The sequence below is a fragment of the Escherichia sp. MOD1-EC7003 genome (assembly GCF_002965065.1).
In the GTDB taxonomy this organism is placed as follows: Bacteria; Pseudomonadota; Gammaproteobacteria; order Enterobacterales; family Enterobacteriaceae; genus Escherichia.
Window position 1 is genome coordinate 1 of record NZ_PTRE01000014.1, and the last position, 13,113, is coordinate 13,113.

The 13,113-nt window shown below is 49.5% G+C and carries 12 protein-coding genes; 6 read left to right on the top strand and 6 right to left on the bottom strand.

Annotated features, from left to right (window positions below):
• Positions 1 to 335: 335 nt before the first annotated feature.
• Entirely contained in the window at positions 336 to 1,562 is a 1,227-nt protein-coding gene (locus A7090_RS02040; RefSeq protein ID WP_105272836.1) for an integrase domain-containing protein, read from the top strand.
• A 647-nt stretch (positions 1,563 to 2,209) separates the two neighbouring features.
• On the opposite strand, the gene A7090_RS02045 is transcribed toward A7090_RS02040, so the two are convergent.
• On the bottom strand, positions 2,210 to 3,094 hold the full coding sequence (locus A7090_RS02045; RefSeq protein WP_105272837.1) for an integrase domain-containing protein: 885 nt from the start codon (positions 3,092 to 3,094) through the stop codon (positions 2,210 to 2,212).
• A gap of 636 nt (positions 3,095 to 3,730) precedes the next feature.
• Here A7090_RS02045 and A7090_RS02050 point away from each other — a divergent pair.
• Positions 3,731 to 3,925, top strand: a complete 195-nt coding sequence (locus A7090_RS02050; protein WP_105272838.1) for a hypothetical protein — start codon at positions 3,731 to 3,733, stop codon at positions 3,923 to 3,925.
• A 72-nt stretch (positions 3,926 to 3,997) separates the two neighbouring features.
• Here A7090_RS02050 and A7090_RS02055 read toward each other — a convergent pair whose 3' ends face one another.
• The 4 genes from A7090_RS02055 to tssF form a co-directional block, all read right to left on the bottom strand.
• Positions 3,998 to 4,243: a helix-turn-helix domain-containing protein gene (locus tag A7090_RS02055; RefSeq protein ID WP_105272839.1), complete on the bottom strand. Its 246-nt coding sequence runs from the start codon at positions 4,241 to 4,243 to the stop codon at positions 3,998 to 4,000.
• Positions 4,240 to 4,701, bottom strand: coding sequence for a hypothetical protein (locus A7090_RS02060; protein ID WP_105272840.1), 462 nt, complete (start codon positions 4,699 to 4,701; stop codon positions 4,240 to 4,242). Before A7090_RS02060 ends, A7090_RS02055 begins: the two co-directional genes overlap by 4 nt.
• Before the next feature lie 336 nt (positions 4,702 to 5,037).
• Complete coding sequence (gene tssG / locus A7090_RS02065) at positions 5,038 to 6,099, bottom strand: type VI secretion system baseplate subunit TssG (protein WP_105272841.1); 1,062 nt, start codon at positions 6,097 to 6,099, stop codon at positions 5,038 to 5,040.
• Positions 6,063 to 7,922, bottom strand: a complete 1,860-nt coding sequence (tssF, locus tag A7090_RS02070) for a type VI secretion system baseplate subunit TssF (protein ID WP_105272842.1) — start codon at positions 7,920 to 7,922, stop codon at positions 6,063 to 6,065. Before tssF ends, tssG begins: the two co-directional genes overlap by 37 nt.
• Before the next feature lie 306 nt (positions 7,923 to 8,228).
• Here tssF and tssI point away from each other — a divergent pair, with 306 nt between their 5' ends.
• Genes tssI through A7090_RS02090 form a run of 4 tightly spaced genes read left to right on the top strand, consistent with a single transcriptional unit; the run spans position 8,229 to position 12,373 of the window.
• Positions 8,229 to 10,343: a type VI secretion system tip protein TssI/VgrG gene (tssI, locus tag A7090_RS02075; RefSeq protein WP_105272843.1), complete on the top strand. Its 2,115-nt coding sequence runs from the start codon at positions 8,229 to 8,231 to the stop codon at positions 10,341 to 10,343.
• A complete protein-coding gene (locus A7090_RS02080) occupies positions 10,344 to 10,727 on the top strand; it encodes a hypothetical protein (RefSeq protein WP_105272844.1) in 384 nt (127 codons plus the stop codon).
• Entirely contained in the window at positions 10,720 to 12,063 is a 1,344-nt protein-coding gene (locus A7090_RS02085) for a hypothetical protein (RefSeq protein ID WP_198599557.1), read from the top strand. Before A7090_RS02080 ends, A7090_RS02085 begins: the two co-directional genes overlap by 8 nt.
• 28 nt (positions 12,064 to 12,091) lie before the next feature.
• On the top strand, positions 12,092 to 12,373 hold the full coding sequence (locus A7090_RS02090; protein ID WP_105272845.1) for a PAAR domain-containing protein: 282 nt from the start codon (positions 12,092 to 12,094) through the stop codon (positions 12,371 to 12,373).
• Positions 12,374 to 12,629: 256 nt separating this feature from the next.
• Here the strand turns inward: A7090_RS02090 and A7090_RS02100 are convergent.
• Positions 12,630 to 13,113, bottom strand: a 484-nt coding sequence (locus tag A7090_RS02100; protein WP_198599558.1) for a transposase, incomplete at its 5' end; no start/stop codon positions are given.

Genomic DNA, 13,113 nt, shown 5'->3' on the forward strand with positions numbered 1-13,113 from the left:
TCGGTTAGAATACCTGCCTGTCACGCAGGGGGTCGCGGGTTCGAGTCCCGTCCGTTCCGCCACATACAATTCTCAGGGTGTTTTTAAACATCCCGTGAAGTAAGAAAACCGTATCACTGTCAAAGGGATACGGTTTTTTTCGTCTTCAGGGGTTCCATCGCATATCGTGGAATCTGACGTAAATGGGCCGATGAATGGGCCTACATGCAGATGACGAAAATTTTGTAGGCCCATTTTCAGTTTCCTCTTGAAAACCCAGCGGAAACAGGATATTACCGCCACTTCTTTCACTGTCATGGCTGTTCCAGTTCCACTGACATTTAAGGAGTGACCGCATGGCTGTTCTTACCCGCCCGCTTTCCGCCTCCGAAGTCCAGAAGGCAAAACCCGCCGCCAAAGATTACGAACTGTTCGACGGGCAGGGGCTGACCCTGTTTGTTAAAACGAACGGTAAAAAAACCTGGCGCTTCCGCTACAAACGCCCTGGCTCCGCCACCCGCACCACCCTCACATTAGGCCATTACCCCGTGATGTCGCTTGCCAGCGCCCGCACGCTGCACGCTGAAAAACTGGCGCTGCTGGTTCAGGGCGTGGACCCCGGCAAACTGGCGCAGGAGGCAGCGGAGCAGGAAAAAATCGCCACTGACAGTCTGTTTATCAATGTGGCGACAAAATGGTTTGCGCTGAAAAAAACGAAAGGCATTTCAGATGTCCACGCGGATGATATCTGGAAATCGCTGGAAAAGGACGTTTTCCCGGCCATCGGCCAGACGCCGGTGACGGAGCTGAAAGCGCATACCCTGATTGCGGCGCTTGAGCCGGTCCGCGCCCGTGGCGCGCTGGAAACCTTGCGTCGCCTGACGCAGCGAATTAATGAGGTCATGAAATTCGCCATTAATTCCGGTCAACTGGAGGCCAATCCGGCCTCCACCATTGGCGATGTGTTCGAAAAACCCAAAACTCAGCACATGGCTTCCATTCCCCCGGAGCGTCTGCCGGAACTGATGCTGCGTTTTGAAAACACCAACCTGGCGCTGATGACACGCTGTCTGCTGAAATGGCAGTTGCTGACCCTGGTGCGGCCCGGTGAAGCAGCAGGAACGATGTGGAGTGAAATCGACACAGACCGGAAAATCTGGACCATTCCGGCAGAACGCATGAAGAAGCGCCGTGAGCATAAAGTGCCGCTGTCACCGCAGGCCATCGCGGTGGTGGAGCAGCTCAGATCCCTGGGCAGCCATTCGCCGTTTGTGTTCCCCGGCAGGGTGAAGCGCAGCCAGCCAATGAACAGCGAAACCGTCAATAAAGCGCTGTGGCGAATGGGGTTTGGCGGCGAACTGGTTTCTCATGGCTTCCGGGCGCTGGGCTGTACGGCGATGATCGACGCCGGGTTTCCTGCGGATGTTGTGGATGCCGTTCTGGCCCATGCCAGAGACAAAGATGACGGACTTAAGATGCTGAAACCCTATGATCGTTCAACGCATCTGGCGCAGCGGGTGGCGGTCATGGACTGGTGGGGGCGGCAGATCAGCGAGGCTTCCGTGGCAGCGAGGGGTATATAGCAGGGGATCTCGTATATATTGTTCCAGTCAGCACAAAATGTGCCTGAGCCAGAAATAGCGTAATTTATCAGAAATGAAAAAGCAGATCCTGACTGACCGGGATCTGCTTTAATTTTTTGTCTGAAAAACACCCCAAGTTATTTGTCCCCAAATAATTCTGGATAAAAATACATCAATAAAAATTCCCCGGAATGTTACTCAATAAACGATATTTTAGTGAAATGACCTGTTAATGCTCCAGAATATCTGCGCCCGTCCTGGATAATCCGATATCTGCACCAGCATTCCACCGCTTTACTCATTCAGAACTGCGCCAGTTTCTGGCCCTTTGGTTTTGGCCCTTTCCGGTCAGGCGCTGTTACCCTTATCGCCCCTTAACCCTTATGGCCCTTTCCCTTTCTGGCGCAGGCAACTTATTCAGAAATACACCACGTCAGTCTGCACCAGAATTTATTTTTTATGAAAGTGAATCGTAAGGAAATTTCTTCCCCAAAATTTATGCAGGGTTATGACGGTTATTCATTTCCCCCGAAAACCTCATCAGAGACGACAGGATAATGCGCCAGATGATGACAGGGAAAAATAATAAATTCTCCGCTATCGTTGTTAACGATAATCTGGCTATGCGCCAGCTATCATGAAAGCCGTCATTCCTCCTGCCATTCGTGCGCGTACACCTGTTTCACCCAGCGACCGCGCCCGTCGCCATGCCCCAAATCCATCGCCACCATTGCCAGCGCTTCTTTTTCGCTGAACCCCCGCGCCAGATACCGGCGGATATCATCCTGCGCCCAGGCGTAACGCAGGGAGTGCGGGGAGTATTTGCCCGTCAGCCCCATTCGCGACAGGTGGTTGCCCCAGTATTTTATTGCCTGCTTAAGCGTCGGCATGTCAATCAGTCTGCCGTTGCGCCGTTCTGCCACCGCAATGGCCGTATTCAGCGCCTGTTTAACTGCGCCAGTATCCTGAATAATCGTGTCGCGGGGCCGCCCGCCTTTGGTGCCGGACACAACGGTCAGCCGGGTATCACCGCGCGCCAGAGCTTCCCGCCAGGTGTGCAGTGACTGGCAACAGCGCACCGCTTCCTGCGAGCGCAATCCCATCAGCCGGGCCAGCTCCAGTGCTGCCGCCAGTCCCGCATCTTTCAGCCGGGTAGCTTCCAGTACCTGCTGATAATGTTCCGGCGTGATGGCGCGGCGCGTGCCGTTGCGGGATACGCCAGCCAGCCCCAGCGATTTATTGGATATCCGCTCGCTCTGCGCCAGCTTGTCGCGCCCGGCCTGCGCCAGTATTTTACGAATAGCCGCCGTTTCGTTATGCAGCGTCTGTTTCTGAATGCCCTGTGCCAGCCGCATCTGAATATATGCCTCAATATGCTTCGCCTTTAAATGGTGGACATAGCGTATCTGAACGTTCAGCGCCATCAGGCGGTCGCAGAAACGCCCCGCCATGGCGATACGGTCATGGACAGTCTTGTGCGACCCGCCAGCCTGCCGCGCCAGGTTTTTCATCTCTCTTTCCAGCATACCCATTTTATGTATTCCTCTTCTTTCACTCCTGATTTTCACAACACCACAACAAACAACGGATACCGCTTTCCCCGGCGCGTAGGCCGATAGCCCCTGATTTTTGTCGGGGCTGCGAGCAGTACCTGAGCGCCGGGGCGACGGCTGTTGAGGTTTTGCGGGGCATCGGTGGTGCTCTCAGAGCAGCCGCCAGCGTGTGCTGGTCATCCCCCGGACCGTCCTGGTGGTCCCCCTCCGGTACTGGCTCATGTTCTCCTTTTGTGAATAAATAGTTGAAATAAATGCTGAAAAGCGGCGTCAGAAGCTCGCGTATGGCTGGAACCGTTGATATGACGGGTGCAGATGAAAATTTCTGCGGGCGTCAGTCTCTCACTGCGCGTGAGCGACTGACGCCCTGGTCTGACGCAGGGTCTGAAAATTAACCGTCTGGTGCAGGCTGACGGTCACGCGGCAGCAAAGCCTTCGGCAATGCAGGCCGCAGACCGTCATGTAAAGGGCGCTGGTAGGGTCATCAGCAGGGTACAGATTGGCCGGAGAAATTCCGGCAAAAAGAAACCGTTCAGCCAGTGAAAGCTGTTGCCGTTAAGCGATGACGATGGAGCCGTCCGGTGTGCAGGTACTTCGCCTCAGACGCAGGGGATTTTGCGTCCCGGTATTGCAGAGGTCCGTACCGGTAGTGGGCTGGTCGTCCTGATAAATCAGGGGCTTCTTTCAGACCATGAAGCCAAAGGGTGCCCGAAGGCGATAGTGCAGGAGAAAGACTACACCTTTATGTCTGGCGCAGAAAGGGGAAACTCATTTTTCTGGAAATTGAGTTTCCCCTTGATGTTGTCGTAAATATGTGAATGAAAAACTGCCAGCAAACGCGGACAAAAGAACGGGAGAGCCGCTTTTACCGCATCAGTCGCATCATTTTCGCCTGATCCTCACGATGCGATGACCCTCGTCACTGAAGTATCTGGAGGGCCAGATAATTTCCGGCGATATTCCCGGCGCATCGGCAATCAGTTTTTCGCCGCGCGGCCACGGGCGGGACAGCGCGTTTGTCAGCGTGCTGGAAGACAGCCCGGCTCTGCGTGACACCGCCGCGAGAGATGTACCTTTCTTTCTTAACGCCGCGATAATGTCGGCAGAATGCCAGTCTGGTTGCCTCATAATGTGCCTCCGTCAATCACCTGCACGCCGTCAGCGGTACGCAGCCAGCGCGGAGCTTTCAGCCCGTCCGAGAAAAACCAGACCAGTTCACACATCAGTCCGATCAGTGTTTTTTCAGTTTCCGGCAGCAGCGTCTGTTCCGTCAGGATCTGCGTCAGAACCTGACAGTAGTCGCAAAGTAGCGTTTCATCAGGTTCAAAACAGGGGAAGGCATCAGGCAGCTTATCCGCGATGAAGTCGTCGAGCAGATGCGGTGGGAGTGGTTCATTCAGCGTGGGGCGCAGCAGCGCAAGGCAGGCAGAAAGCCGCCCGCAGAGCGCCATTTTCAGCACCGGATCGCGGCACTCGATTAAGGTTTCAGCCACGCGGTCGCAGTATCCGGCCAGGGTGGTAAAGTCCGTGGCGACGCTGAAGGGAACGGATAGTAAATCATAGTCAGTTGTGAGGATTGTAGCCATAAGGCGACCTCCAGTGAGTAACGGGTTATTCCCACCACTGGAGAGGTCAATCTCACGGGTGGTGGAACCGGACGGGGTTGACCTTACCAGCCTCACTGACACTGGCGCATCTTGCGATGCCCCCGCCCGATCCCACCATTGAGGTGTGACCGTGCCCGGCACAAAATATTGTGTCGTCAGTGAAATTTTCAGGAGGTCAATCCCGACGCCTGATTTTGCAGGTGCAGGCTAAGAATACTGTGATTAGCAGTGAGTCGCAAGAGGGCATAAGGATGCCCCGGAGCAGACTTACCGGGGCCAGTACCTCACCAGAAAGATCGCCGTTTCTGTTATTTATTATCCCCTTACCCGTATTGTAATAAAATGCTCACGGCGTGGTTTGCCGATAAACATCGTTCGTCCCAGTTGAGAGGTGTTCCTGTCCCCCATACACATTCCACTAATCTCGTCCGGTGCAAGCCCCAGTCGCAAATCCCAGGCGAATTGATCGCGCAGCAGGAATGACACAAACGTGGTCAGCGGCAGGTAGTCTTCCCCCTCCGGCAAAAAAGCCAGGTAACGTTCCAGTTTCAGGTTATTAATACACAACAAAAATTTACCACTGCGATCCGGGATATGCCCGCCGATGATGAAATTTTTCCCCAGCACCGATTTGCCCTGTAATACCCCTTCCTCAGTCAGTTCACTGATCCCCAGCCGGTTCTGTTGTTCCGCCGGGATCGGCACCCGGCGCAATTGCCAGTTCTCCAGTTTCACATCTGACAGGTCAAAACAATGCTCGATGAGGTTGCAGACAATTTCCGGCGAACGCCCCGTCCCGGCAAGTATGCCAGCATACGCCAGCAGTTTACTGTGGCAGATATCCAGTCGCTCACGTACTCGCGGATTACCCAGCCCGATAAGTGAATATATGCTTTGCGATATGGCATCCGTGCCACCATTACGAAAACTGACATGCCAGCGGTATTTTTGCCAGATGTGGTAGAGAAACTGAGTCCAGCGATGGCTGAACAGGTTCAGAAAATCCGCTGTCGCGCTGCTTCCCTCCTGTGCCTGCTGCCAGGCCATCTCATCCAGGTAGTAACCCGGCAGTGGCGATGCACTACCGGATAGCCCAAGAAAACGTGTGGTCATCACATACTGCCCGGCAGCATTTTTATCCAGCTTTTCGATATCACGCAGAGGAAACGCAATGCTGGCGCTGGCACGAAAATGCACATTTTCCTGTTCAGGTTCCGTTCTCAGTGAAACGGCATCTTTCCGGCTGCGATACAACAGGTCAGTTACCACAAAAAAGTTACCATAACAGGCGTTGCGCAACGCCTGCGTTTCATCCTGGTTTGTTGTGGCTTCTGCGGGGGTTATATCGCCGGAAACTGACCGGGTCTCTCTGTCCATCGCCAGACCTCCTCGGTTTGGGTATTAATCATGGTCAGCATATGCCAGGAATTAATACTGGCGTACAGGGCGAAAAAATGCGACAACACTGTTCCTAGGTGATACATCTCCCCCTCGCAGGCGAAAGGTTGTGGGTTGACATACAGCGTGGATGACAATCCGCGTACCACAATGTCCCGGAAGACACGATCTGTGGGCCGGGTTTCCAGTTTTTCCAGCGCATTCAGTTTTTCCGGCGACAGACGGGCGCTGTATGGCGTGTGAATGCCATGGCGGTCAAAAGTACGCAGAATATCGCGCAGTACCTCCACATCATTCATGGTCAGATAATTGAGCGTCATAGTGTTGAGCAGCGACCAGTGCAGGGGGCCATCCGGCACTGGCGGTAAAGGCGGGGTTGGCGTGGTGACGTTACGAAAGGGGGCCGCGGATGCATCCTGCCCCACAGGAATGCAGATATCACCGGGTGCCAGGCGGCAGGACTGATCGCCGTTTGTGCAGATGAGTGATATCTGAATGGGGTTCCGCCCTGTAAGGGTGGCGTCAGGTATGCTGTTGCCTGCATGGCGGAATGAAATAAAGTGGGCCGGATTGGCAGTAAGCAGCGAACGGCGAACGCTGTGCTGCCAGTAAATAATTCTGCGCTCCCGGTGATATTCCAGGGGCCGCCGGGGGCTGTCTGATGACAGCCATTTGCTCGTGTTCCCATGGCGGGAGAGCGCGACTAGGTCATCATCCCTGAATGTGTTGCGCTCCTGCCCCTGTACGCTGTCAACACGAAAAATATCAAAATAACCGGGCCAGATTTGGCTGGCCTGCAACGGATATTCCTGATGCGGGTTATCAGGCATAACAGGAACGGCGTCATGAATAAACAGGTTCACCGCCGGAGTACAGTGCAGGCGCAGGGATTGTCTGCTTAGATGAACGGTTTCCGGCAATGGCCGATCAAAGCGAAGGCGCAACGTAAAGGGGCGGGAGATAATCTCCTCGGGCAGCGATATTCTGCTGAGATCAAAAAAGAAGAAGGCGTCAGGAAAACAAAACCAGTCCTGAATTATCCGGTAGCCACTGTGAAGGCTACCGGGTTGTGGCAGCAATGATTCATCATGCCTGAACCCGGAAGGCTTTATCGCCAGCCCTGGCTGGGGGTAACGTCGTCCACCGGTAATCAGTTCCGCGCCTCTCCGGTAACGGCAAAGCCACAGGTAAACCTGCCAGCGGCTGATGATGTTTTCATCTCCCAGCCACAAACTGATGCCATTGAGATCGGCTGCCGTTATTCTGCTGCCTGGCAGTGGCGCAAAGGTGATATCAATGATGCCCTGATCAGGTGTACTGTAATTATTTACGCCGTGAATGCGTAGTGGCAGCAACCTGACATTACGGCACAGGGTAAAAATACACGACGGCTCTTCTTCTTCTGGCAGATCATCCGGTGCGCCGGGTATCAGATAATTTTCTTCGGGATCACTATTCTTACGGGGTGCATTCATCACCTGTGCATCACGGGGAATATCGCACACTGTGGCAAGAGTATTATCAGGCGTGTATTCGATAACCGTCATGGGGGGAACGGTTCGCAGGTAATTGGGACACAGACGCTTAATTAATGGCACGGTGATTTCGGGAAACCGGTCCTCAATCTTTTCGCGTAGTCTGCCGGAAAGAAAGGCAAACGTTTCCATCAGTCGTTCTGTATCGGGGTCTGCATCTTTATCACCAAGAAAGTGTTTCAGGCCTGGATTTTCCTGCACCAGTAATCTGGCGTACCTGCGAATATAGTCCAGTTCTTCCCTATAGTAACCTTCTCCAGATGTCATAATATAACTCCGGTGAATGTGTTTGGTTTATATTATCTGATTCTGTACCTGAGAAATCATATTTTAACCACAACAGATTATCACAGACTCAGAAGAACGGATGAACTGTTCTGGCATTATTTTTACGGAAGGATTAATCCAGAAACTTATGGCTTGACAATTCGTTATTGTGGAGGATGATTCCATTAATTAACTTAATGCCCGGTGATAATAAATAGGTCAGTTAAGTAACAAATAAACAATTTTTTTTCACAAATATACTGACATTTGGTTTCCCCTGGCGAATTTTTTGTTGAGGGTATATTTATGTCACAGACAGGTATCCGTTTTACTGTTGATGTGGATGGTCAGCCCACAGAAACCTTTGCTGTCACCCGCTTTCACCTCTCACAATCCTACTTCTCTCTGTTTACGCTGGAAATCAATACGGTCAGTGAACGGACCGCCCTGAACGCCAGTACACTACTGGAACAGACGGCACAATTAACCATCTGGCAGGGCAGCACGCCGTTACGCCATGTGACAGGATTGATCGCCGGATTTGAACGCGGTGAATATGACGGGCGAAAAACCGGCTACAACCTGACGGTTCGCCCCCCGCTCTGGCGCAGCAGCCTGCGGCAGAATTTTCGTCATTTTCAGCAGCAAGATATCCAGAGCATTATTCAGCGACTACTTGATGACAACCGGGTGGGTGATACAGCATACCTGCTGGATGAAACGCATCCGGCGCGGGAGTTTTGCGTGCAGTACGGTGAATCCGACTATGCGTTTCTCTGCCGACTGATTGCAGAGGAAGGCATCTTTTTTTATGAGGAACATGCCCAAAAAGGCTCCCGGCAGAAGCTGGTATTTTGTGACCGCGTGGTCTGCCTGCCGGAGGCATTTCCTGTCCCCTTCAATCCGCAGCCCCGTGGCACATTCACTGAGTGTATCAACCGCTTTCGTTACAGCGCGCAGATCCGCCCGGCTTATGTCATCACCAAAGATTACACCTTTAAAGCCCCCCACTGGCAGGCCCGTTACCGTAATGATGCACCCGGTCTCAACGGGCAGCGTAACCAGTATGAAAAGCTGGATTACCCGGGCCGTTTCAAGGATGAACAACATGGACGGGATTTTTCCCGCTATCAGACAGAGGGATGGCGCAATGATGCTGAAACGGCATCCGGGAGCAGTAATTCGCCAAAACTGTGGCCGGGAGCACGTTTTACGCTGACCGAACATCCGGCTGACGATCTGAACCGGGACTGGCAGGTAGTGGCAAGTGAACTGCACGGAGAGCAGCCGCAGGCTGCACCGGGAACGCATAAAGAAGGTACCACCCTGGTAAACGAATTTCAGGCGATCCCCGCAGATAAAACCTGGCGCTCTTCACCACTACCCAAACCGAAAGTAGATGGTCCGCAGCCAGCGGTAGTCACCGGGCCGGAGGGAGAGGAAATTTTTTGTGACGAGCATGGCCGGGTGCGGGTTAAGTTTTTGTGGGATCGCTATCACAAAGAGAACGAAGACAGCTCATGCTGGATACGGGTGTCTCAGCCGTGGGCTGGCGCGGGTTTTGGTCATCTGGCTATCCCACGGGTGGGTCAGGAGGTGATCGTGGACTTCCTGAATGGTGACCCGGATCAGCCGATCATCATGGGGCGAACCTATCATCAGGATAACCGCTCGCCAGGGGATCTGCCGCTAACCAAAACACAGACCACCATTCGCTCAAAAACATATAAAGGGAGCGGGTTTAATGAGCTGCGGTTTGAAGATATGACCGGGCGGGAAGAGGTTTATATTCATGCGCAGAAGGATATGAATCATGTTATCAACCATGATCGCACCAGCCTGACTAAACGGCATTCTGTGGATAAGGTACAGGGCAACAGTGCTATCCTGGTGGATGAAAGTCAGGTTATGCAGGTTGGTGGTACTCAAAATACCAGTATTGGCGGAGACTATGTTTTGTCGGTAGGTAATCATTTTACGGATGGCTACCGTAAAATGAATCTGGCAGCTTTCCAGGATGATGCCGCAACCCTGTTGAAGCAACTGGCATTCTCAATGGGAGCCAATGGTATTCTACCGGGAGTTGGAAATATGACCACATTTGTACAGGGAAGTAGAATGGAACATATTAACCTGACAGACACCAGTTCAGTAATGGGGGCAAAGCTGATCAACGCCGGAGATATGATTTCAATTAGTGCAGGGACATTATTGAGTTTGGTTTCTGGAACAAACAGTAAGGAAATTTGTGGCGGAATGAAAATAATCCAGGCGGCTGATGGCATAGAATTTCATGCTGGAAATGCGTCATTAATGCTAAAAAATGATGGCCAAATAGATATCAAAGGAACCAGAGTAATAATAGATGGAAGTGAAGAGGTTTTAATTGAAAGCCCCATAGTTAAGATTGAGGCAAAATAAGTGAAAAAAGTAAAGTCAATATTTTTTATCGTATGTTTTTTTGTCCTGTGCATTGAAATTGGAATGAGATTAATTATATGGCGTTCGGTTAATTTGTTTACTTCTAATGTGAATGAATACACATTAAATGTTACTGTGTATGATAAAATTGGTTTTGGTTCTGTAGGTTGTATTGGATATGATGAGGCTAACTATTTAACTATACCTTATTCGATATGGCTGGTAAAGGATGTGTTTTTAGCAAAATTTATTTGCCAGTATAGAAGTGAACATATAAACATAAGAATCATCGGTTCTGAAAATGATGTTAATTACCATTGGAGTTTCAAACAATGGCAGTTTATAGATACGGCCAAGGAAATACAGGAAAAAAATCATGAGTGATACGTTTAGTGAGAAAAATAATGCTGGAGAACTAGAACGGTGGTTTCTAAAAATAATCCTATCCAAAGGAGATCAACCGTTACCAAATGTGGCCGATATCAATAAGAATATTTTACATATAAATTATTGTTTATGGAGTAAAAAAGAATATGATGAGCAATTTTCTGTCCCATTGAAAATCAATAAAATATATAATCTAGAGAGAAATACAAAACCATATCCCAGTGAGGGTTCTTTCCCGTGGACTATTTCTGATGAAACACAATCATGGAAAATTCAAATTAGTAAAGAGGAATTTGAAAATGCAAACTATCTCATGATTTGGGCTAATCCCATTGGTTCTGCTGCTTTTTTTGATTCGGATAGTAATTATTGGAAAGGAGTGTTAAGAGTCAATATTTCGTCCTTAGGAAAGGTTGTTGAAGAAGAAAATAACAGCAATGATATAAATCACGTAATCATGGCAAATTTAAGTATTGCGCAAAGCGTTATTTCTTATTTTCTTGATTTAGTTCAAGAATTCAGCACAAATAATTATAAAGAGTTAAAAGATATACATGATAAGTTAAAAGATATACATGATAAGTTTACTGGTGGAAATCTTAATGCGTTAGGAAAGCTTGGTGTTATGGGACCTTCTATAGGAAGAAATGACACCTGTTTTAAAGCTGGCGGCATTGATAACTTTGAGTCGATTAAACATAATAAATTTGGTTTTGGCGTTGATCTTTATGATTATCAATATTATGAAGAACAGAGACGGAAAGTGTTTGGTCCAGATGGTAATTGTCTTGAACCATCGCCTAATGCTCCATATGTTTCTCACACTAAATACTATGACAATGCAGTTGAATGGAACCAGTCTGGATCAGCTATTAGTATTTATGATTTCAAAACACCAATAAAAAAACTTTATGCTGAAATGATCCGTATAGGTAATGATGGGCGTATTTATAGTAACGAAGGTTTTTCAAATATTAACTGGGGAATTATTGGGCGTCAACTTGAACTTGAAAAAGAAGATGCAAATTATTTTGCAACACAAGATCCTACCTCCAGTAATGAACCACATGATGAATATTCAACGGCTGTAGGGTATGAAATAGCAGATACAGTGACTAATGGAATAAGCGAATTTCCTGCTAATTTAGACCGACACGCAGTTTTTTCCTTAGTCCTTAAATTTATCAGTGAAAATGATTACTTTACTTATTTAGGTGCGGAATGTGCTAAATTAGTGGGAAGAATAAGATACCATGAAATATGCAGTAAAATAAAAAATAAAAACGAAAAGGAAAGGGCTTATTATTTAAAACAGTGGCTGGAAAACAAATAAATATCATAATAATATATGAGGTAATCTTATGCGAGCTGTTATAGTTAAATCATCGTCAACATCAACAGGTGGAAAAGTATTACAGGGAATAGATATTGTTACAAACGATGGTAGCCCCGTTGCGCTTATAGGTATGCAGGCATCCTGCCCTGCCTGTAAAAAAGGTATCGGTGATATTGTTGCCAAAGGGCCACACCAACAATTTATTAATGGTACAGCGATTGCTCTTGAAGGGGATATTGTCGCCTGTGGCTGTCCTGAAGGGAGCAATATTGTATTGCCGTTGACCAGGCTGACACAAATTAAATGAGTATCTGTCCTGTTGCAATAAATAACTTATCATTGAAATCATGGATATATATGTTGATTCCTTTGCCCCATAAAGAGGCAAAGGAATTACGTATCATTGGCTAAAAAGTCGGAATACAGATAGTTAACTGTATTACGGCACCGGTTTCAGGCGGTGGGCATACTGGTAAGCCGATACATAGCCGTCACTGTTTGCATCAAGATAGCCCGACCACCACTGCAGAGCCTGTCAGTAATTCTGTGTAACTGCCACTGTATTAAAGGTGATCGCTCAGGCGGTCACCGAACTCGATAATAAAACGACTCATTGCCAGCCGCCAGTTCTGGATCGGCATACTCCATTTTTTCGACGCATCCTTGATCGCCAGATACACGACCTTCCGCACCGAGTCATCTGTCGGGAACACTTTGCGTTTCTTTATCGCCGCACGGATCACGCTGTTCAGCGATTCTATCGTGTTCGTGGTGTAGATAGCCTTACGGATATCCGGCGGGTAGCCGAAGAAGGTATTCAGGTTTTCCCAGTGTGCACGTGCACGCCAGCTTTTGCTGATTTGCGGATATTTATCGTCCCATTCTCCCGCGAACGCATCCAGCGCCATCAGCGCCGCCTCTTCGGTCGGGGCCTGATAAACTGCTTTTAACCCGCTGGTGACGGCTTTATAGTCCTTCCTGGATACGTATTTCAGGCTGTTACGCACCATATGGATGATGCACAGCTGGATGTGAGTCTGCGGATAG